Source organism: Sulfitobacter sp. EE-36, assembly GCF_000152605.1.
Lineage (GTDB): Bacteria > Pseudomonadota > Alphaproteobacteria > Rhodobacterales > Rhodobacteraceae > Sulfitobacter > Sulfitobacter pontiacus.
Genome location: NZ_CH959310.1, coordinates 1123444 through 1143474, shown reverse-complemented (window position 1 = coordinate 1143474; position 20031 = coordinate 1123444). Strand labels below are relative to the sequence as shown.

The following is a 20031-nucleotide window of genomic DNA, read 5'->3' as shown; positions in this document are numbered from 1 at the left end:
CCTAGATGACCGACCTTCCCCCCGCCCATACGATCAAGCGCCACGGCCAGTGGGACCATGCGGATGACAGCTGCGTGCTGACCTATGACGACCGCTTTCTGCGCCGCAAACGCCTGCTGACCAGCCACAATCGCGGGTTCCTCGTGGACCTCGCCCATACGGAATCGCTGAACCACGGCGATGCGTTCGAGCTTGAAGGCGGGCAGATCATCGAGGTCATCGCGGCCAAGGAAGCCTTGCTGGAAATCACCGGCGACGATCTGGTGCGGCTGGCATGGCATATCGGCAACCGGCACTGCCCCTGCCAGCTTGAACCCGCTCGCCTGCTGATCCAGAACGACCACGTGATCCGCGACATGCTGACAAAGCTCGGCGCGACGTTGCGGGATGTGTCCGAACCGTTCATTCCCGAGGGCGGTGCCTATGGCCACGGGCGCACCCACAGCCACGCACATTAGGCCCGCCGGACGATGCAAACCCAAGCCCTGATCACGCTCGCGCAATGGCTGTCGCCCAGTTTTCCCATCGGCGCGTTCAGCTATAGCCACGGGCTGGAAATGGCCGTGCAGGACGGCACCATTCACGATGCGGCCAGCCTTCAGGCGTGGCTTTCGGATATCATCACCCACGGTGCAGGCCGGACCGATGCGATCCTGCTGAACGCTGGCTTTGCGGGCAAGGGGGTGGACGAGGTGGATGCGCTGGCGCGCGCGCTGGCCCCCTCGTCGGAGCGACTGACCGAGATGACCCAACAGGGCGCGGCCTTTGTGCGGGTGGTCAATGACGTCTGGGGGCATGACCTCCCCGACCTAACGCTGCCCGTCGCCTTTGGCGCAGCCTGCGCGGCGCAGGGGCTGCCCGTGGAACAAGGCGCGCAGCTGTTCCTGCACGCCTTTGTCAGCGCACTGGTCTCTGCCGCGATCCGCGCGGTGCCCTTGGGGCAAACGGACGGGCAGCGGGTGATCACCGCCCTTGCCCCGCTGTGCCACGACACGGTGACGCTGGCCCTGACCCAAACCATCGACGACATCGGCAGCGCCTGCTTTCTGGCCGATATCGCGTCGATGCGACATGAAACGCTTTACTCAAGGATGTTCCAGACATGACCTCCCCCCATGGACCGCTTCGTATTGGCATTGGTGGCCCCGTTGGCGCGGGCAAGACGACAACGACCGCCGCCCTGTGCCGTGCCATGCGCGACCGCTGGTCGATCGGCGTGATCACCAATGATATCTACACCCAAGAGGACGCCGAAGCGCTCATGCGGCTTCAGGTCTTGCCGCAGGACCGGATCATCGGGGTCGAAACCGGCGGCTGCCCCCATACCGCCATCCGCGAGGATGCCTCGATCAATCTTGCCGCCGTCGCCCGGATGCGCGACCGTCATCCCGATCTGGACTGCGTGCTCATCGAATCCGGTGGCGATAACCTGTCGGCGACCTTCAGCCCCGAACTGGCGGATGTGACGCTTTATGTCATCGACGTGGCTGCGGGCGAAGAGATCCCGCGCAAGGGCGGGCCGGCGATCACCAAGTCGGATATCCTGATCATCAACAAAACCGACCTCGCCCCGCATGTGGGTGCGTCGCTAGAGGTGATGGACCGTGACGCCAAACGGATGCGCGGCGATCTGCCCTATCTCTTTGCCGAGATGAAACACGATAAGGGTGTGGCAGAGCTGCTGGACCTGATTGTCAAAATCGGCGGCCTCCGCCCGGTTCCCGAAAATTAACAATTTGCAATAATAGCGGCGGAATTTTGCCCACGAAAATCCTGACGCTTTGTTTTTGGCCGAGAATCGCGGAATGTCTGCCGGACTTTACTGGGACAGTAAGGTGAGTGAAACGGGCAGCAGGACAGATAAATGAGCGTGAAACGCCAGTGGTCATCGAAAGTCGGAATTCCTTTTTTGTGTGTGGCCCTGCTGATGACAGCAGCCTGCGCCCGCGGCCCGTCTGAAATTCAGACCATTGGTCAGGCGGGTATCAACCCCGACCTGCACGCCATGGCAATCCGCGAGGTGCGCGTTTTGCAATCCAAAGGTCAGCGCGTCTGGTGCGTGCCCTTCGCACGCAATGCCAGCGGCGTTCAAATCCGCGGCAATGCCAATACATGGTGGGCGCAAGCCAACGGCCTGTACGAGCGCGGCAAAGAACCCGTCGTCGGGTCGGTCATGGCGTTCAAAGGCACCAGCCGGAACCCTATGGGCCATGTTGCCGTCGTCTCCGAAGTCGTTTCCCCGCGCGAGATCAAAGTTGATCACGCCAACTGGAAGCGCAACAAGATCTCGCTTGGGATGAGCGTGCAAGACGTATCTCCGCTGAACGACTGGTCCGATGTGCGCCTTGAAAGCCAGGCCGGGTCCTACGGCAGTGTCTATCCGATCAACGGGTTCATCTATCCCGATGCGAAATCCGCGCCGTCGAACGAGATGACGCAGCCCCCCGTGTTCGCATTTTCAGCGGCACCGACACAAAGCAACTGACCAATGGGGCCGCGGTGCCCCTCAAGGTTGCAAATCTGCTGACACTGGCGTTGGGTAGGCACATCTAAACATCAGGATGCCCCCAATGACCCAGCAGCAGAATGCCTCTTGGCAGATCACCAAACCCGCGACCCGCAGCCGCAAGGGGATCGTCGCTTCCCAAAGCCGTGTCGCGGCGCAGGTCGGGGCGGATGTCATGGCGCAGGGCGGCAATGCGGTGGATGCGGCGATTGCCACCTCCTTTGCGCTTGGCGCGGCTGAACCCTGGATGAGCGGCATGGGCGGCGGCGGCTTTATGGTCGTGCGCATGGCGGGCGAAACGACGGCCAAGGTCATCGAATTCGGGATGAAATCCCCCAAGGGGCTGGATGTCGCGGACTATCCCATCGTGGGCGGCAAGGCGGGCGATCTGTTCCCCTGGCCTTCGGTGCTGGAAGACCGCAATGTCTTCGGGGCCAAGGCGATTGCCATTCCCGGTCAGGTCGCGGGCATGGGTCTGGCGCATGAAAGCTTTGCCACGAAACCTTGGGCCGATCTGCTGGCCCCTGCGATCAAGCTTGCCGATGATGGTCTGCCAGTTGACTGGTACACGCAGCTGATCCTTGGTGGTTCGGCCAAAGACCTCGCCCCCTTCCCCGCATCGGCCGAGACGTTTCTGGACGCAGACGGCTTTCCCAAATCCTCTGGCTGGACCGCCTTGGGCGAGACAAAATGCGACCTTGGCCGTCTTGCCGCGTCGCTGCGCACCGTGGCCAAGGACGGACCGCGCGCGTTTTACGAAGGGGCATTGGCGCAATCCATCGTCGCCGATCTGCAAGCCGCGGGCGGGCACCATACGGCCGAGGATCTGGCGCAGTATCAGGCGACATTGGTCGACGCGATGCACTATGCCTACCGCGGGCACGAGGTCATCGCCACACCGACCCTGACCGCTGGCCCGACCATGCGCCGCGCCCTTGATCTGATGACCGCTTGGCAGCCTGGCACGGACGCCCCCGACGCCGAAGCCTTCATCGCTTATGACCGCGCCATCCGGCAAGCCAACCAGGAACGCTATGACACGATGGGCGATATCGAACATGAACCCGATCCGTCCTGCACCACACATTTCAGCGTGGTCGATGCGGCGGGCAATATGGTCGCCGTCACCCAAACGCTGCTGTCGATTTTTGGCTCGCGGATGATGCTGCCCCGATCGGGCATTCTGATGAACAATGGCATCATGTGGTTCGACCCTGAACAGGGCAAGCCGAACTCGCTTGGGCCGGATAAACGTTGCCTTGCCAATATGTGCCCCACCCTGCTGGAGCGTGCCGACGGTGCGCAATTCGCGCTTGGGGCGTCTGGCGGGCGCAAGATCATGCCCGCTGTGGTCGAACTGACCTCACTGCTGCTGGACTACGGGATGGATCTGGAAACCGCCTTTCATGCGCCGCGCACGGATATGAGCCTTGCCGATGTGACCATCGTGGATCAGGCGCTGCCGCCGCAAGTGATCGCGACGCTGCAAGACACGCTGGACAATGTGGTGCTCGCGCCGCGCACGATCTTCCCCTATCACTTCGCCTGCCCCTCTGCTGTCGGGCGCGCGGGCGACGAAAATACCGGCGTGACAGAGGTGATGTCCGCTTGGGGGGATGCCGTCAGCGCCTGAAAGAGCGACGGGCAAGCATAGCTGCCTTGCCCTGCGCATCTGACAAAGAGATGTACATTTGCGTCACAACCGACTAGGGACGGGCGCAACACGTGGCTGGCGTATCCGCTTTTGCCGCGACGCGCGTATTTGTAGCGCGACATTTTCTCAGACAGGACAATCCCTTGATCCAAACCATCGCAGACGCGCTTGCCACCCAAGGCTATGATTCGCTTACCCCCGTCCAAGAGGCGGTTACCAACCCAGATCTGGTCGAGGCCGACCTTCTGGTGTCAGCCCAAACGGGTTCCGGCAAGACAGTGGCCTTTGGTCTGGCCATCGCACCGACCCTTTTGGGCGATGATGAAAAATTCGGACACGCCGGCGCGCCCCTGGCGCTGATCATCGCACCGACGCGCGAATTGGCCATGCAGGTCAGCCGCGAACTGACGTGGCTTTATGGCAAGGCCGGTGCGGTCGTGACCACCTGCGTTGGCGGCATGGACACACGCACCGAACGTCGTGCGCTGGACCGTGGCGCGCATATCGTCGTCGCGACACCGGGCCGCCTGTGCGACCACATCAAACGCAACAACATCAACCTGTCCGACATCCGTGCCGTGGTGCTGGATGAAGCGGACGAGATGCTTGATCTGGGTTTCCGCGAAGAGCTGGAATTCATCCTCTCCGAAGCGCCGGAAGAGCGCCGCACACTGTTGTTCTCGGCCACTGTGCCTGCAGCGATCGCCAAGCTGGCCAAATCCTACCAGCGTGATGCGCAGCGCGTCGAAACCGTAGGCGAAAAGAAACAACACGCCGACATCGAATACCGTGCGCTGAACGTGCACCCGCGCGACACTGAAAACGCGATCATCAACGTGCTGCGCTTTTACGAGGCGAAAAACGCCATCGTCTTCTGCAACACCCGCGCCGCCGTCGCACGCCTGACCACCCGCTTTACCAACCGCGGCTTTTCAGTCGTGGCGCTGTCGGGCGAGCTGACGCAATCCGAACGCACCAACGCGCTGCAAGCGCTGCGCGACGGGCGCGCGCGCGTCTGTATCGCAACAGATGTTGCCGCACGCGGGATCGACCTGCCCAACCTCGAACTGGTGGTGCATGCCGATCTGCCGTCGAACTCTGACACGTTGCTGCACCGCTCGGGCCGTACCGGTCGTGCCGGTCGCAAGGGTGTGTCCGCGCTGATCGTTCCCGCCAAGATGCGCAGCAAGGCAAACCGTCTGCTGGGCGGCGCCAAGCTGAAGGTCGAATGGGCCAACCCGCCCTCTGCCGAAGAAGTGAACGCCGAAGACGAAAAGCGTTTGCTGGCCGATTCCGCATGGTCTGATCCGATCCCCGATGATGCAGCGGGCTTTGTTGCCAATCTGGTCGAACAGTTCAGCGCCGAGCAACTGGCGACGGCCTTTGTGAACCTGTACCGTGCACGCCAGTCCGCGCCCGAGCAGCTGGCAGAGCCCGGCACCCCTGCCGACGAACGCCCCCGTGGCGACTTTGGCCCGTCGGTCTGGTTCTCGATCTCGATCGGGCGCAATGATGACGCCGAACCCCGCACCATCCTGCCGATGATCTGTCGCATGGGCGATCTGACCAAGGATGACGTGGGCGCGATCCGAGTGCAGCCCAGCCATACCTTTGTCGAGATCCTCGCGACCTCGGCAGATAAATTCACCAACGCGCTTGGCCCCGACATGAAGGTCGAAGACGGCGCGGTTGTGACCAAGCTGGACAAGGCCCCCGATCTGTCGCGCGGGCCCAAGCCCGGTGGCCGTGGCCCCAAACCGAACCGTGGCGGCCCCCGTTCTGACAACGGCCCGCGCCCCGATCGTGGCCCACGCCCCGACCGCGCACCCTATGACCCCGACGCACCACGTGCACCGCGCAAACCACGTGCGGCCAGCACCGAAGAAGCATCGGTTACCTACGACAAACCTCGCGGCCCGCGCCCCGATAAAGGGTTCGACAAACCTCGCGGCGACAAGCCGAAGTTTGACAAGCCCAAAGCCCCCAAAGGCGAACGCCCGCCCAAGTCGCACAAGACCGAACGGTCTCCGATGAAGCCCGGTGCCACGCCTAAACCCAAGTCTGCGGGCAAGCCTGACAGCTTTGACAAACCCGGCGGAAAGCCCAAAGCCAAAGCCGTCTGGAAAAAGGAAAAGCCAGCGGATCGTGGGGCGGACCGCCCCCGTGGCGACGGCAAACCAGCGGATAAACCGTTCAAGGCCCGCGCCGCTGACCCGTCGAAACGCTTTGTCCCACCGGGTAAACTGGGCGCGAAACCCAAGGGCGGCAAACCCTCGGGCAAAGCCGGTGGCGGCGATGCAGCCCCCAAACGCGGCAAGTCGAGCTTTCGCCCGAAATAAGCTGCAAGACCTACCCCCGGTCTAAAAAAGGGGAAATACAGATCAATCAATCGCTTAGGGGCCGGAATTTTAATCAATTCCGGCCCTTTTTGCGTCTATCTTCCCCGTCCCGCCCCCCTATGTGGCAGGTTTTTCCTTTTCAGAGGGGGAAGTTGCTCCTAACAATCACTGCACATGGGCCGAAACAGACGCGAGGCGCGTTTGCGATGGGGCCTTGAAAACAGGGTGCTTTGCCACCCGCCCCCAATCCCAACCTCGGAAAGGTCACGCACATGGATGGTACATTTAGCGAAAACGATATCTCCCGTGTGGTCGAGGCAGATCGCGCGCACATCTGGCACCACCTCAGCCAGCACAAAGCCTATGAAACCACGGACCCACGGATCATTGTCGAAGGCAAAGGCATGCGTGTCTGGGACCAGAAGGGCAAAGAGCATCTGGACGCGGTGTCCGGTGGTGTCTGGACCGTCAACGTCGGCTATGGCCGTGAAAGCATTGCCAACGCCGTGCGCGACCAGCTGATCAAGCTGAACTATTTTGCGGGGTCTGCCGGGTCTATTCCGGGGTCGCATTTTGCGGAAAAGCTGATCGACAAGATGCCGGGCATGAGCCGCCTATACTATTGCAACTCCGGCTCCGAGGCGAACGAGAAAGCCTTCAAGATGATCCGCCAGATCGCCCACAAACGCTATGGCGGCAAGAAGCACAAAATCCTGTATCGCGACCGCGACTACCACGGCACGACCATCGCTTGTCTGTCTGCGGGCGGTCAGGAAGAACGCAATGCGCAATACGGCCCCTTCACCGACGGGTTCGTCCGCGTGCCCCACTGTCTGGAGTATCGCAAGTTCGAGCAAGACGGCGCGCCGGAGGATAACTACGGCGTTTGGGCCGCGGATCAGATCGAGAAGATCATCCTCGCCGAAGGGCCCGACACCGTGGGCGGGCTGTGTCTTGAACCCGTCACGGCGGGCGGTGGTGTTATCACGCCTCCGGACGGCTACTGGGAACGGGTGCAAGAGATTTGCCGCAAGTATGACGTGCTGCTGCACATCGACGAAGTCGTCTGCGGCATCGGGCGTACCGGCGAATGGTTCGGCTACCAGCATTTCGGCATCCAGCCCGATATGGTTACGATGGCCAAGGGTGTGGCCTCGGGCTATGCGGCGATTGCCTGTCTGGTGACGACGGAAGAGGTCTTTAACCTGTTCAAGGACGACGCCAGCGACCCGCTGAACTACTTCCGCGATATCTCTACCTTCGGGGGATGCACCGCGGGCCCCACCGCCGCGATTGAAAACATGGCGATTATCGAACGCGAAAACCTGCTGCAAAACACCCGCGACATGGGGCAATACATGCTCGAAGAGCTTGAAGAGCTGTCCGACAAATATGACGTGATCGGTCAGGTGCGCGGCAAGGGTCTGTTCCTTGGCGCAGAGCTGGTCCAAGATCGCAGCACCCGCGTTCCCGTTATCGAAGCGCAGATCCAGGCGGTCGTCGCAGACTGTATGGCGCAGGGCGTGATCATCGGGGCGACCAACCGGTCGGTGCCGGGCAAGAACAACACGCTCTGCTTCAGCCCTGCATTGATCGCGAAGAAGGACGATATTGATCAGATCATCGCGGCTGTGGATGGGGCAATGGGTCGGGTGTTCGGCAGCAAATAAGCTGCCGCTCCGGCACTTTGTTGCCGATCAAAATAATCTTACTGGAACCAAACCCGTCACATAGCGTTAAGTACTGAAGCTAGTATGGAGTATATCATGAAAAAGCTACTTTTGGTCCTGCCTATGGTTGGCGCACTCGCCGCTTGCGAAACGCAGACTCAATCTTCTGTAACCGGCGCTGCTGCTGGTGCGGCTCTGGGTGCTGTCGTCTCGGGCGACGATGACAAAACCAAAGGCGCCGTTCTGGGTGGCTTGGCTGGCGCTGCTGCAGGTGCATACCTGGGCCGCGGCAAAAACGGCCAGTGTGTCTACCAGAACTCCGCAGGTCAGCGTTACACGGCTGCTTGCCCATAAGCGTTTTCTGCTCCCGAAGGCAGATATTAACATTAGGCCTCGGCGTTTCGCCGGGGCCTTTTTTATGCGCTGACCGATTGGCTGCGTCTTGCCCATTAAAAAAAGGGCGGCTAGATGCCGCCCCGTCTTAACCGTGATTTTAGTCAAGCAGGCCCGCGTGCTTCAACCCGTGATCCACCAGCGCTTTGGTGGCATCGGTCAGCGGCACCAGCGGCAGGCGCACCTCGTCTGAACACAACCCCAGACGCGCCATCGCGTATTTCACACCCACCAGGCCCGGCTCTGTGAAGATCGCGTTGTGCAGCGGCATCAGCTTGTCCTGGATTTCCAGCGCCGCGGCATAGTCCCCCGCAAGGCAGAACGCCTGCATCTGGCTTAGCAGCTTGGGCGCGACATTCGCGGTAACAGAGATACAGCCCACGCCGCCTTGGGCGTTGAACCCGTGCGCTGTGGCGTCCTCGCCCGAGAGCTGGACAAAATCCGGCCCGCACAGCATCCGCTGGTCACAGACCCGCGCCAGATCGCCGGTGGCATCCTTGACACCGATGATGCGCGGCAGCTTGGCCAGCTCCGCCATGGTTTCGGGCAGCATATCAACGACCGAACGGCCAGGGATATTGTAGATGATGATCGGCAGACCGCAGGCCTCGTGGATCGCGGTGAAATGCGCGATCAGACCGGCTTGGGTCGGCTTGTTGTAATAGGGCGTGACCACCAGAACCGCATCGGCACCGACGCTTTCGGCGTGTTTGGCCAGACGGATGCTTTCGGTCGTGTTGTTCGAACCAGCACCTGCAACGACGGGGATACGACCCGCGGCGGCTTTGACGACTTCTGCGACAACGGTTTCATGCTCGGCATGGGTCAGGGTGGGCGATTCACCGGTGGTCCCGACAGGCACCAGCCCGTTCGATCCTTCCGCGATGTGCCATTCCACCAGCTTCTTGAGCGTGGCCAAATCCAGCGCGCCGTCCGTGAACGGCGTGACGAGTGCAGGTAGTGAACCTTGTAGCATATGCACGCTCCTATTCTTGCGTTGCTGGGCAAGCGCCCAATTGCTGATAGCGGCAAGTTGAGTTGAAACCCCCGCGCCGCGCCGTATGTTGCAAGGCTGTAGCCTTTGACCAGTAGGAAATGCAAGTGATGAGACGCGCCTTGGCGACGCTGACGATGGTTTTTGCCCTCGCCCTTCCGGCCCATGCCGAAAGGCCGCGTCCGCTGGGATGGGCGATGGACGCCATGCGCGCGGGCAGCTGGGAGAATGCCGCCCTGATCGCGCGCCGTGACGGGTCCGTTGCGGTAGATGTGATCGAATGGCACCGCCTGCGCGCCGGACGGGGCACCTATGCCGAGGTGACAGATTTCCTTAGCCGCCGCCCTGATTGGCCGGGCGAGGCCTATCTGCGCAGACAGTCCGAAGAGGCCGTGATCCGCGAGGGTGACAAGGCGATACTGGAGTTCTTTACCGGTCAGGGCCCGCAGACGCCCGAGGGTGTGCTGGCCCATGCCGCAGCGCTGCTGCGTGCGGATCGTCTGGGCGAGGCACAGGCGCGGCTGGTGCTGGCGTGGCGTACCCTGCCCATGAGCGGGAACGATCAGGCAAAGTTCATTGACGCGCATGGGCCTTTGCTGAAACCGCACCACGCGGCCCGTCTGGACGAGATGCTATGGCAACGGGAACACGCCGAAGCCCGCCAGATGTTCGATCTGGTCAGTGATGCCGACAAGGCGCTGGCCGAAACCCGCATCGCCCTGCAAAATCTGGACGGCGACGTAAACGCCCTGATCGACGCGCTGCCCGCCAGCAAGGCCGGTGATCCGGGGCTACAGGCCGACCGCTTTGAATGGCGCATCCGCAAAGGCTACGGCGACAGCGCCAAGGATCTGATGCTGTCGCAATCGGTCAGCGCCGCGGCCCTTGGTCAGCCCGCCGCATGGGCCAACCGACGCCGCGCGCTGGCGCGGGATGAAATGCGCAATGGCGATCCGGCGCGGGCCTATCAGATGGCGTCGAAACACTTCCTGTCCGAAGGGTCACATTTCGCGGACCTTGAATGGCTGTCGGGCTATATCGCCCTGCGGTTCCTCAAAGACCCCAAGCTGGCGCTTGGTCACTTTCAGGCCCATGACGGCGCGGTAGAATCCCCCATCAGCCAAGGGCGCGCAGGCTATTGGCAGGGCCGCGCGTATCAAGCCATGGGCGATGCCGAGGGCGCGGCCAAAGCCTATGCCCAAGGTGCGAAGTTCCAATCCTCTTTCTACGGTCTGCTTGCGGCAGAGCGGGGCAATCTGCCGTTCGACACAAGCCTTGCGGGCGCGCCCCCTGAACAGGACTGGCGCACATCGGCGCTGGCACAGGCACCGCTGTTTCAGGCGGGGCTGCTGCTGCAAGCCTCGGGCGAGCTGTCGACCGCCGAACGGTTCTGGACCCATCTGGCAGAGCAGCTGATCACCGAAGACGCTGCCCTTCTTGGACAGGCTGCGATCGACGTGGGCCAGCCGCATCTGGCCGTGATGATCGGCAAACGTGTGGCACAACGGGGCATCACCATCGCCGGCCCCTATTACGCGCTGCATGATGCGATCAAGCTGGACCTGAACATGGCCCCCGAGATGGTGTTGGCCATCGCCCGCCGCGAAAGCGAATTCGATCCCGTGGTCCAAAGCCATGTGGGCGCACGCGGTCTGATGCAGCTGATGCCCGCCACGGCCAAGGATGTCGCCCGCGATCTGGAGATCAGCGCGCTGCACACCACCGACCGACTGACCGCCGACCCCGAATATAATGCTTTGCTGGGGTCCGAATACCTGTCGCAGATGGCGGGCCGGTTTAACGGGAATGTGGTCATGGTCTCTGCCGCCTATAACGCGGGCCCCTCGCGTCCGACGCGCTGGATGGACACCTATGGCGACCCGCGCGAGGGCGACATCGATATCGTCGACTGGATAGAGATGATCCCGTTCCGCGAGACGCAGAACTATGTGATGCGGGTGACCGAAAGCCTGCCCGTTTACCGCGCGCGCATGGGCAAAGACCCCCTGCCCCAACCCTTTACAGAGGAACTAACGGGCACGACCCTTTTGCCGTTCGCGCCAAAAGGTGAATAGCCCCGCCGCGACGATCAGCGCCGCCCCGATGGCGACATTGGGACGCACGGTTTCGCCAAAGGCGCTGATGCCGATGATCGCGGCAAAGACCAGTTGCAAATAGGCAAAGGGCTGCACCGCGCTCGCCTCGGCCACTTCGTAGCAGCGGATCAACAGCCAGTGGCCCGTGACACCGGTGATGCACAGGCACCCCATGATCAGCCAGTCGCTGGCGATCATCGGCTCCCAATACCACAGCCCCGTGGCTGTCATCGCCACTGACCCCGTGACGCCGGTCCAGAAAAAGCTGGTGGCGGTCTTGTCCTTGCGCCCGACATAGCGGGTCAGCAGCCCGTAGATCGCGAACATCGCGGCCGCCACCAGCGGGATCACGGCGGCGGGGTCAAAGACGCTCATCCCCGGCTGCAGAATGATCAACACCCCGATAAAACCGACCCCGATCGCCGCCCATCTGCGCCAGCCGACACTCTCCCCCAGGACGGGGCCGGACAGGGCGGCCACCAGCAGCGGATAACAGGTAAAGACCGCGTGGCTTTCCACAAGGCCAAGGATCGTGAAGGCGACGATCATCACGCAGATCTCGGCCGCCAGCAGCAGCCCGCGGAATATCTGGAGCACCGGCTGGCTGGTCCGCGCCGCCGCCCGCAACCCGCCCGCATGGCGCTTGGCCAGCGCGATCACAAAGGCCGCGAAGAACCAGTAGCGGATCATCACCACCATCATCACGTTGTATTCAGAGGCCAGATGCCGCGACAGCCCGTCCTGTACCGCAAACACGAAGGTCGTGATCACCATCAAGGTGATGCCAAGCGGGATGTTGTTCGACTGCGCCGCAGCCGCCGCGCGGTTGGTGGCCATGCTCATACGCGCACAGCCCGCGTCATGTGTCGCTTGCGTCCATAGCCGGTCGTGCGCTCGACCGCGAAGCCCGCGCTTTCCAGCGCACGACGGACCGCGCCAGCGGCGGTATAGGTCGCGGCCGTGCCAAACGGTGCCGTGTGCCGTGCTACATCGTGCAGCAGCTCCGGCTCCCACAGCTCGGGGTTTTTGGCGGGGGAAAACCCGTCAAGAAACCACGCATCCGCCAGCCCGTCCCACGCGGGCACCGCACGTCGCGCATCGCCGATCACTACGGTCAGCACCACATCGCCAAAGCGCATCTCTCCACCTTCGGGCGACCAGGCGTCCAGCAGCGCGTCGCGCTTGCCGTCGAAGGCAGGAAAGGACCGATGCGCTTGGGCCATATCCTCGGACGACATCGGGAAGGCTTCGAAGGAGGTGAAATGCAGCGTGCCTTTCGCGCCATGCCGCGCCCACGCGTCCCAAGCCACGAGAAAGTTCAGCCCCGTGCCGAACCCCAACTCTCCGATGCGGAACCCGTCGCGGAAGCGGTTGGTCAGGTCATTCCCGTCGATAAAGACATGCTGCGTTTCCTCTACCCCGTTGTCGAGGCTGAAGTACGGGTCGTCGAACTTGGAGGACACGGGCACACCGCTGTCTTTCCATTCAATATCAGCTGTCTGGTTCTCCATGGGATGGCCTTGTGCTATGGGCGTTGCCGAACACTGCGCAAAAAGGGCAAGGATTGGCAATGGCCGAAATCACGATACGCGGCGCGGGAATATTCGGGCTATCCGTGGCATGGGCCTGCGTGCAACGCGGCGCGGTTGTGCAGGTGATCGACCCGAATGGGCCCGCCGCCGGCAGCAGCGGCGGTATCGTCGGCGCGCTGGCCCCGCATGTGCCTGAAAACTGGAACGCCAAGAAAGCCTTTCAACGCGATAGCCTGCTGATGGCCGAAGGGTTCTGGCAAGCGGTTGAACAGGCGGGCGGCGGGAACGCGGGCTATGCCCGCAAGGGGCGCCTGCAACCCGTGGCCGATGACGCGGCATTGGAGCTGGCACAGCAGCGGGTCGAAACCGCCAAGGCGCTGTGGCAGGGTCAGGCCACATGGTCCGTGATCCGCGCGAGTGACACCCCGTGGCAGCCCGACAGCCCCACCGGCTGGCTGATCCACGACACGCTAAGTGGTCTGATCCACCCCCGCCACGCCTGCGACGCGCTGGTGCGGGCACTGGCGGCCAAAGGCGTGACGGTGCAGGCGGAAGGCGAAGATCGCGGACAGGTGCTGTGGGCGACGGGCGTCGCGGGGCTGGCGCATATGACTGCCAATCACAGCCGTCTGGTCGGCGCAGGCGTCAAGGGTCAGGCTGCGCTGCTGGACTATGACGCGCGCGGCTTGCCACAGCTTTTCTCGGGCGGTGTGCATATCATCCCGCATAGCGACGGCACCACCGCCGTCGGATCAACGACAGAGCGCGCGTATACCTCGCCCACCGAGACGGACGCGCAGCTTGATGACGTGATCGCCGCCGCACGCGCTGCAGTGCCCGCGTTGGGAGATGCGCCGGTGATCACCCGCTGGGCCGGCGTGCGCCCGCGCAGCCGCAGCCGTGCCCCGATGCTGGGGCCCTTGCCCGGCGCTCCGGGGCAGTTCGTGGCCAATGGCGGGTTCAAGATCGGGTTCGGCATGGCCCCCAAAGTGGCCGAGGTCATGGCCGATCTGATGCTGGACGGGCGCGATACCATCCCTGATGGGTTCCGCGTCGAAGACAACCTCTAGCGCCGCGGCGGCCCGTCAGCCCCCGTATGGCACCCCTCAAACGCAAAAGGGCCCCGGCAGATGCCGAGGCCCTTTCACGTTCATGTCGCTAACGCTTAGGCAGCGTTTGGCAGGATCACGATTTCAACGCGGCGGTTTTGCGCTTTGCCCGCTGCGTTCAGGTTACTTGCCACCGGCTGGCTTTCGCCACGGCCCACAGATTGGATGCGGCTGCCGGGAACGCCGTTCGACACCAGCACATTCGCAACGGCGCGCGCACGGCCTTCGGACAGCTGCTGGTTATAGGACGCTTCGCCATCGCTATCGGTGTGACCGACGATTTGCAGCGTGGAGTTGCTGTAGACGTTCACGTTCCGCGCCAGTGCGGCCAGATCGTTTTGCATACCGGCCTGAACCTGCGTGCTGTCTGTCGCGAACAGGATGTCCTGCGGCAGGGTCACGATCAGACGGTCACCTGTGTTGGTGATGATCACGTCGGAATCCAGTTGACGGCGCAGGTCGGCCTCTTGCTTGTCCAGCGAATAGCCATAGCCAGCACCCAATGCACCGCCAGCGACCGCACCGGCCAAGGCACCTTGCGCACGGTTGCCGTCGCCTTTGGACAGCGCACCGATCACAGCACCGGTACCTGCACCGATCAGCGCACCGTTACGTGTGTTGGCGTTCGGGTCGTTGGGGTTGCCGCCAATCGGACCGGGTTCACAAGCAGCCAGCGCCAGAACGCTTGTCAGAGCTACAGCAATGGAGGTTTTCGAAAGTGTCATATCTTATTCTGCCTTTAAGTTGTGGCCCCGTTCGGGCGAGGCAATCGTCACATAACGCTTTACACCAGCCTTTGTTCCCGTTGAACCGGCAGCTTCAAACCCATAGGCAGCAACCCGCCGATACCCTCACGCGTCGACGCGGGCGGATTCAAAGGCCAGCATGGCGCGTTTGACCGGCAGCCCCCAGTGATAGCCCCCTAACCCACCGGATTTGCGCAAGGCGCGATGGCAGGGGATCAACCAGCTGATCGGGTTACGCCCCACCGCCGTGCCCACAGCGCGGACCGCTTTGGGCGTGCCGATGGTCTGGGCGATTTCGGAATAGGTGGTCACATGGCCCGACGGGATCGCCAGCAAAGCCTCCCACACCTTGATCTGGAAGGGCGCGCCGATCAGATACATCGGGGCTTTGTCGGTCCCGTCTCCCTGTAGGCCGAATGCAATCTGCACCCAGTCGCGCAGCACCGCCGGATCCTCGCGGAATGTCGCACCCGGCCAGCGACGGCACAAATCCTCCATCGCGGCGTCGGTGCCCATCTCGGCCGAGAAAGCCAGCCCGCAGATCCCCCGTGGCGTACCCATAACCAGTGCCGGGCCAAAGGGGCTGTCGAACCACCCCCACGAGATCACAAGCCCCTCCCCCTTGCGGGCGAAATCACCGGGGCTCATGGCCTCCCACCGCAGGAACATGTCGTGCAGACGGCCAGAGCCGGACAACCCCAGCTCGTGCGCCGTGTCGAGCGTGGTAAAACGGTAGCGCAGCAGCGATTTGGCGTGATCCAGCATCAGGTATTGCTGATAGCGTTTCGGCGACACCCCCACCCACTGCGAGAAGAGCCGCTGGAAATGCGCCGGGCTCATCCCCATTTCGCCCGCGATCTGATCCAGCGCCAGCGGGTCGGCGGCGGCATCGATCAGATCAATCGCCCGCCGCATCACACCGTAGTGATAGGCGCTGCCGTCTGCGGTGGCGGCATCTTCGGGGGCGGTGGTTTGGGGCGTGTGCTGTGCATGTGTCATAGGGGCAGACTACGGCAGGCCCCGCCCCCGCGCGACCCGAAACATGCGCCAAATGACGCAGCCCCCTGCCGCAGCGACGCCCGTAAAATCCGCCGCGCGCGGCTTGCCCTGAGAGGCGAAACCACGCATACCCTTGGCGCATGGCCAAAACCCTTGATTATCACACGATCCGCGAGATTTTCACCCGCTTTCAGGACGCCGAGGCGGAACCGAAAGGCGAGCTGGATCACACCAACGTCTATACGTTGCTGGTCGCGGTCGCGCTGAGCGCGCAGGCCACGGATGCGGGGGTGAACAAGGCCACCAAATCCCTGTTCGAGATCGTCGAGCACCCGCAGCAGATGCTGGACCTCGGGCTGGAGGGGCTGACCGAACACATCAAGACGATCGGCCTGTTCCGCCAGAAGGCCAAGAACGTGATGAAGCTGAGCCAGATTCTGGTGGATGACTATGACGGGGTCGTGCCCAACAGCCGCGCGGCGCTGCAATCGTTGCCCGGCGTGGGCCGCAAGACCGCGAATGTTGTGCTGAACATGTGGTGGCACTATCCGGCGCAGGCGGTGGACACGCATATCTTTCGCGTCGGCAATCGCACACGCATCGCCCCCGGCAAAACCGTCGATGCCGTAGAACGCGCGATCGAGGATAATATCCCTGTCGATTTCCAACACCATGCCCACCACTGGATGATCCTGCACGGGCGATACCATTGCAAAGCACGCAAACCCCTATGCAGAACCTGCATCATCCGTGACCTTTGCCCCTATGAGGAAAAAACCGAATGACCCAATACGAAGTGGTTGGCATCGGCAACGCTGTTGTCGATGTGATCTCGCATGCAGATGACGCTTTTCTGCAAGATAACGGCATCGAAAAAGGCATTATGCAGCTGATCGAGCGTGACCGCGCCGAAAACCTGTATGCGACGATGCAAGACCGTCTTCAGACCCCCGGCGGGTCGGTCGCCAATACCATTGCGGGCATCGGCGCGCTTGGCTTGCCCACGGCCTTTATCGGGCGGGTGAATGACGATGAGCTGGGGCAGTTCTATGCCAAGGCGATGACAGACATCGGCATTGATTTTGTCAACGCGCCTGTGTCCGGGGGCGAGAACCCGACCTCGCGCTGCATGATCTTTGTGACCCCGGACGGGGAACGCTCTTTGAACACCTATCTTGGGATCTCCACTGGGCTTACCTCGGACGACGTTCCGCAGGCGGTGGCCTCCAGGGCCAAGCTGATGTTCCTAGAAGGCTACCTTTTTGACCACGACGCCGGCAAAACCGCATTCCGCGAAGCGGCCCGCGCGGCGACGGCGGGCGGCGGCATGGCGGGGATCGCGATTTCCGACCCCTTCTGCGTGGAACGCCACCGGGATGACTTCCTTGCGCTGATCGAAAACGATCTGGGCTATGTCATCGGCAACGAAGCCGAGATCCGCGCCCTGTGGGAAACCGACGATCTGGAAGACGCGCTGACCCGCACGGCGGCGATCTGTGACACGGTCGTCTGCACCCGGTCCGGCGACGGCGTGACGCTGATCCGCAAGGGCGAACGCGTCGACGTGCCCGTGACCAAGGTGACCCCCGTGGATGCCACAGGCGCCGGCGATCAATTCGCGGCGGGGTTCCTCTATGGCATGGCCACGGGTCGCGACCTTGAAACATGCGGCAAGATGGGCAACATCTGCGCGGCCGAGGTGATCAGCCACATTGGCCCGCGCCCGCAGACCTCGATGATGGAGCTGTTCAAGGAAAAAGGGCTGGTCTGATGCTGACCGACGGATATCACGACGTACCGCTTGGCAAGCTGGCGATGGTTGTCACACATCTTGAGATGCGCGAGGCCGCCCCCCTGCGGGATGTCCCCGCCCCCGAGGGCGTGACCCTGCGCGCGCTGACCCCGACACTGGACTGGTACCGTGATATCTTTCGGCGGGTCGGACAGGATTGGCTGTGGTTCGGACGGCTCACAAAAACCGACGCCGAATTGCAGGCGCTGTTGTCGGATGTGGACACGCAGTTTTTCACGCTGACCAAGGACGGTCGCGACGAGGCGCTGCTCGAGCTCAAGTTCACGGCTGATGGCACGTGCGAGCTGGCCTATTTCGGACTGACGCCCGCGCTGATCGGATCGGGTGCCGGGCGCTACCTGATGAACCACGCGATCCGCACGGCTTGGGCACGGCCGATCTCGCGGTTTCATCTACATACCTGCACGCTCGACAGTCCGCAGGCGCTGTCCTTTTACATCCGCAGCGGGTTTACCCCGTTCAAGCGGCAGGTCGAGGTCGCGGATGATCCACGGCTGATCAATCTGCTGGACAAGGACGCAGGGGCGCATGTGCCGACCATCGGCTAGCGCCCCCGTGGCTCACCCCATCCGTTCAGAGGCGTAAGACCCCGGCGAGGCAGGGAAGACCACCGTCTTGTTGCCATTCACAAACACGCGCCGGTGGATATGCGCGTGAATGGCCCGCGCCAATACCTGACTTTCGACATCCCGCCCGAGCGAGACATAGTCTTCGGCGGATTGCGCATGGGTGACGCGCACGATGTCCTGTTCGATGATCGGCCCTTCATCCAGATCGGCGGTCACATAATGCGATGTCGCCCCGATCAGCTTGACCCCGCGCTGGAACGCTTGCTTATACGGGTTCGCCCCCTTGAAGCTGGGCAGGAAAGAATGGTGGATATTGATGATCCGCCCCGACATCTTCTGGCACATCTCGTCCGACAGGATCTGCATGTAGCGCGCCAGCACGATCAGCTCGGCTCCCGCGTCTTCGACCACAGCCATGATCCGCGCCTCGGCGTCGGCTTTGTTTTCCGGCGTGACCTTGATGCAGTGGAACGGAATGTCGTTGTTCACGACGACTTTTTGATAGTCCATATGGTTGGACACCACCGCGACAATATCGATCGGCAACGCGCCAATACGCCAGCGGTACAGCAAATCGTTCAGACAATGCCCGAAGCGCGAGACCATGATGACGACCTTCATCTTCACCGCCTCGTCGTGAAACTCATAGGCCATGTCAAAGGGCCGCGCCGCATCGGCAAAGCCGTCTGACAGGGTCGCCAGATCAACCTCGGCTTCGCTTTCAAAGCTGACGCGCATGAAGAAACCGCCGGTTTCCTTATCGTCGAACTGCGCACTGTCCGAGATGTTGCAGCCTTGATCGGCCAGATAATTCGCAATCGCCGCAACAACCCCGCGCGCAGAGGGGCAGGTCACGGTCAGGGCATATGTCTTCATCGGGATTTTTCCTGTGGCAAAGCGGTCCGACGTCGCGCGCCGATAGCCACCTGTTTCCTATCCGCCCCCGCCCCGTCAAGTTCGCGACAGCCGAAAAAGACACGCGACGCCCGCGCGGCCGGTCAAATCAGCACAATCGGTTTCCGATCATGCACATTGGCCCATATCCGCTACGCAATCGGGCAGACGGTGAACGCGGCCCGCCCCTTTGTCAGGCGTCGGCGAAATGCTCGACAAAGGCGTTGACCACAGCGGTATAGACCTCGCGCTTGAACGGAACGATGTTGTCGACCAGTTCGCGCACCGGCAACCAGCGCCAGTCCGAGAATTCGGGGTGTTCGGTGTCCAGGTTGATCTCGTCATCCGACCCATGAAAGCGCAGCAGGAACCATTTCTGCTCTTGCCCGCGGAACCGGCCTTTCCAGATGTTGGGCACCAGTTCGATCGGTAGATCATAGGGCAACCAGCCCTCGGTCTGTGCCACCACGGTGACAGAGCTTGGGGGGATGCCTGTCTCTTCCTCCAGCTCGCGCAGGGCGGCGACTTCGGCGTGTTCGCCCTTTTCGACGCCGCCTTGCGGCATCTGCCATGCGTCCTGATCCCGGTCCCGACGTTGCCCGACAAACACATGCCCATCGGCGTTGACCAGCATGACCCCGACACAGGGGCGATAGGGCAGTCGGGCGATTTCTTCTGGCGTCATATCGGGGGCCTTTCGCGGCAAGAGAAGTCATA

The 20031-nt window shown here is 62.4% G+C and carries 20 protein-coding genes; 13 read left to right on the top strand and 7 right to left on the bottom strand.

The window, feature by feature from the left end:
- Nucleotides 1-5: 5 nt before the first annotated feature.
- The 8 genes from EE36_RS08070 to EE36_RS08035 all read left to right on the top strand — a co-directional run bounded on the left by EE36_RS08070 (nt 6) and on the right by EE36_RS08035 (nt 8523).
- Entirely contained in the window at nt 6-458 is a 453-nt protein-coding gene (locus EE36_RS08070; protein ID WP_005851160.1) for an urease accessory protein UreE, read from the top strand.
- A 12-nt stretch (nt 459-470) separates the two neighbouring features.
- Nucleotides 471-1106, top strand: coding sequence for an urease accessory protein UreF (locus EE36_RS08065; protein WP_005851158.1), 636 nt, complete (start codon nt 471-473; stop codon nt 1104-1106).
- Entirely contained in the window at nt 1103-1732 is a 630-nt protein-coding gene (gene ureG, locus EE36_RS08060; protein ID WP_005851157.1) for an urease accessory protein UreG, read from the top strand. The genes EE36_RS08065 and ureG overlap by 4 nt, the downstream gene beginning before the upstream one ends.
- A 195-nt stretch (nt 1733-1927) precedes the next feature.
- Nucleotides 1928-2485, top strand: coding sequence for a CHAP domain-containing protein (locus EE36_RS08055; protein WP_235183743.1), 558 nt, complete (start codon nt 1928-1930; stop codon nt 2483-2485).
- Nucleotides 2486-2570: 85 nt separating this feature from the next.
- Complete coding sequence (locus tag EE36_RS08050; protein WP_005851153.1) at nt 2571-4139, top strand: gamma-glutamyltransferase; 1569 nt, start codon at nt 2571-2573, stop codon at nt 4137-4139.
- Nucleotides 4140-4303: 164 nt separating this feature from the next.
- Entirely contained in the window at nt 4304-6499 is a 2196-nt protein-coding gene (locus EE36_RS08045; protein WP_005851151.1) for a DEAD/DEAH box helicase, read from the top strand.
- Between the two features lie 272 nt (nt 6500-6771).
- On the top strand, nt 6772-8169 hold the full coding sequence (locus EE36_RS08040) for an aspartate aminotransferase family protein (RefSeq protein WP_005851149.1): 1398 nt from the start codon (nt 6772-6774) through the stop codon (nt 8167-8169).
- A gap of 96 nt (nt 8170-8265) precedes the next feature.
- Entirely contained in the window at nt 8266-8523 is a 258-nt protein-coding gene (locus tag EE36_RS08035; protein WP_037944890.1) for a glycine zipper 2TM domain-containing protein, read from the top strand.
- Between the two features lie 139 nt (nt 8524-8662).
- On the opposite strand, the gene dapA is transcribed toward EE36_RS08035, so the two are convergent.
- Nucleotides 8663-9538, bottom strand: coding sequence for a 4-hydroxy-tetrahydrodipicolinate synthase (gene dapA, locus EE36_RS08030; RefSeq protein ID WP_005851145.1), 876 nt, complete (start codon nt 9536-9538; stop codon nt 8663-8665).
- A gap of 119 nt (nt 9539-9657) precedes the next feature.
- Between dapA and EE36_RS08025 the strand changes: the two genes are divergently transcribed.
- Nucleotides 9658-11631: a lytic transglycosylase domain-containing protein gene (locus EE36_RS08025; protein ID WP_039911749.1), complete on the top strand. Its 1974-nt coding sequence runs from the start codon at nt 9658-9660 to the stop codon at nt 11629-11631.
- Here the strand turns inward: EE36_RS08025 and EE36_RS08020 are convergent.
- Complete coding sequence (locus tag EE36_RS08020) at nt 11587-12495, bottom strand: DMT family transporter (protein ID WP_005851139.1); 909 nt, start codon at nt 12493-12495, stop codon at nt 11587-11589. The two genes, EE36_RS08025 and EE36_RS08020, sit on opposite strands and share 45 nt — an antisense overlap.
- Complete coding sequence (mnmD, locus tag EE36_RS08015; protein ID WP_005851137.1) at nt 12492-13163, bottom strand: tRNA (5-methylaminomethyl-2-thiouridine)(34)-methyltransferase MnmD; 672 nt, start codon at nt 13161-13163, stop codon at nt 12492-12494. The genes EE36_RS08020 and mnmD overlap by 4 nt, the downstream gene beginning before the upstream one ends.
- Nucleotides 13164-13222: 59 nt before the next feature.
- Here mnmD and EE36_RS08010 point away from each other — a divergent pair, with 59 nt between their 5' ends.
- The gene (locus EE36_RS08010; RefSeq protein WP_005851135.1) at nt 13223-14254 is read left to right on the top strand and encodes an FAD-binding oxidoreductase; all 1032 of its coding nucleotides are present in this window, start codon (nt 13223-13225) and stop codon (nt 14252-14254) included.
- A 95-nt stretch (nt 14255-14349) separates the two neighbouring features.
- Here the strand turns inward: EE36_RS08010 and EE36_RS08005 are convergent, their stop codons facing one another.
- Both EE36_RS08005 and EE36_RS08000 read right to left on the bottom strand, forming a co-directional pair.
- A complete protein-coding gene (locus tag EE36_RS08005; protein WP_005851133.1) occupies nt 14350-15018 on the bottom strand; it encodes an OmpA family protein in 669 nt (222 codons plus the stop codon).
- A gap of 126 nt (nt 15019-15144) precedes the next feature.
- The gene (locus EE36_RS08000; protein ID WP_005851131.1) at nt 15145-16038 is read right to left on the bottom strand and encodes a bifunctional helix-turn-helix domain-containing protein/methylated-DNA--[protein]-cysteine S-methyltransferase; all 894 of its coding nucleotides are present in this window, start codon (nt 16036-16038) and stop codon (nt 15145-15147) included.
- 140 nt (nt 16039-16178) lie between these two features.
- Between EE36_RS08000 and nth the strand changes: the two genes are divergently transcribed.
- The 3 genes from nth to EE36_RS07985 are packed head-to-tail and all read left to right on the top strand — an operon-like array spanning nt 16179 to nt 18399.
- Nucleotides 16179-16823: an endonuclease III gene (nth, locus tag EE36_RS07995; RefSeq protein WP_005851129.1), complete on the top strand. Its 645-nt coding sequence runs from the start codon at nt 16179-16181 to the stop codon at nt 16821-16823.
- A complete protein-coding gene (locus tag EE36_RS07990; protein ID WP_005851127.1) occupies nt 16820-17809 on the top strand; it encodes an adenosine kinase in 990 nt (329 codons plus the stop codon). The genes nth and EE36_RS07990 overlap by 4 nt, the downstream gene beginning before the upstream one ends.
- Nucleotides 17809-18399 carry a GNAT family N-acetyltransferase gene (locus EE36_RS07985; protein WP_005851125.1) on the top strand — a complete coding sequence of 197 codons (591 nt, stop codon included), beginning with the start codon at nt 17809-17811 and terminating at the stop codon, nt 18397-18399. The genes EE36_RS07990 and EE36_RS07985 overlap by 1 nt, the downstream gene beginning before the upstream one ends.
- A 12-nt stretch (nt 18400-18411) precedes the next feature.
- Here the strand turns inward: EE36_RS07985 and purU are convergent, their stop codons facing one another.
- Both purU and EE36_RS07975 read right to left on the bottom strand, forming a co-directional pair.
- Complete coding sequence (gene purU, locus EE36_RS07980; RefSeq protein WP_005851123.1) at nt 18412-19296, bottom strand: formyltetrahydrofolate deformylase; 885 nt, start codon at nt 19294-19296, stop codon at nt 18412-18414.
- Between the two features lie 211 nt (nt 19297-19507).
- Nucleotides 19508-19999 (bottom strand): RNA pyrophosphohydrolase, encoded by a 492-nt coding sequence (locus EE36_RS07975; protein WP_005851121.1) that lies wholly within the window; start codon nt 19997-19999, stop codon nt 19508-19510.
- Nucleotides 20000-20031: the final 32 nt, after the last annotated feature.

Bases quoted from the DNA above. Each gene is read 5' to 3' on its own strand.
- EE36_RS08070 (WP_005851160.1), top strand. From the start codon at position 6: ATGACCGACCTTCCCCCCGCCCATACGATCAAGCGCCACGGCCAGTGG.
- EE36_RS08065 (WP_005851158.1), top strand. From the start codon at position 471: ATGCAAACCCAAGCCCTGATCACGCTCGCGCAATGGCTGTCGCCCAGT.
- ureG (WP_005851157.1), top strand. From the start codon at position 1,103: ATGACCTCCCCCCATGGACCGCTTCGTATTGGCATTGGTGGCCCCGTT.
- EE36_RS08055 (WP_235183743.1), top strand. From the start codon at position 1,928: ATGACAGCAGCCTGCGCCCGCGGCCCGTCTGAAATTCAGACCATTGGT.
- EE36_RS08050 (WP_005851153.1), top strand. From the start codon at position 2,571: ATGACCCAGCAGCAGAATGCCTCTTGGCAGATCACCAAACCCGCGACC.
- EE36_RS08040 (WP_005851149.1), top strand. From the start codon at position 6,772: ATGGATGGTACATTTAGCGAAAACGATATCTCCCGTGTGGTCGAGGCA.
- EE36_RS08035 (WP_037944890.1), top strand. From the start codon at position 8,266: ATGAAAAAGCTACTTTTGGTCCTGCCTATGGTTGGCGCACTCGCCGCT.
- dapA (WP_005851145.1), bottom strand. From the start codon at position 9,538: ATGCTACAAGGTTCACTACCTGCACTCGTCACGCCGTTCACGGACGGC.
- EE36_RS08025 (WP_039911749.1), top strand. From the start codon at position 9,658: ATGCAAGTGATGAGACGCGCCTTGGCGACGCTGACGATGGTTTTTGCC.
- EE36_RS08020 (WP_005851139.1), bottom strand. From the start codon at position 12,495: ATGAGCATGGCCACCAACCGCGCGGCGGCTGCGGCGCAGTCGAACAAC.
- mnmD (WP_005851137.1), bottom strand. From the start codon at position 13,163: ATGGAGAACCAGACAGCTGATATTGAATGGAAAGACAGCGGTGTGCCC.
- EE36_RS08010 (WP_005851135.1), top strand. From the start codon at position 13,223: ATGGCCGAAATCACGATACGCGGCGCGGGAATATTCGGGCTATCCGTG.
- EE36_RS08005 (WP_005851133.1), bottom strand. From the start codon at position 15,018: ATGACACTTTCGAAAACCTCCATTGCTGTAGCTCTGACAAGCGTTCTG.
- EE36_RS08000 (WP_005851131.1), bottom strand. From the start codon at position 16,038: ATGACACATGCACAGCACACGCCCCAAACCACCGCCCCCGAAGATGCC.
- nth (WP_005851129.1), top strand. From the start codon at position 16,179: ATGGCCAAAACCCTTGATTATCACACGATCCGCGAGATTTTCACCCGC.
- EE36_RS07990 (WP_005851127.1), top strand. From the start codon at position 16,820: ATGACCCAATACGAAGTGGTTGGCATCGGCAACGCTGTTGTCGATGTG.
- EE36_RS07985 (WP_005851125.1), top strand. From the start codon at position 17,809: ATGCTGACCGACGGATATCACGACGTACCGCTTGGCAAGCTGGCGATG.
- purU (WP_005851123.1), bottom strand. From the start codon at position 19,296: ATGAAGACATATGCCCTGACCGTGACCTGCCCCTCTGCGCGCGGGGTT.
- EE36_RS07975 (WP_005851121.1), bottom strand. From the start codon at position 19,999: ATGACGCCAGAAGAAATCGCCCGACTGCCCTATCGCCCCTGTGTCGGG.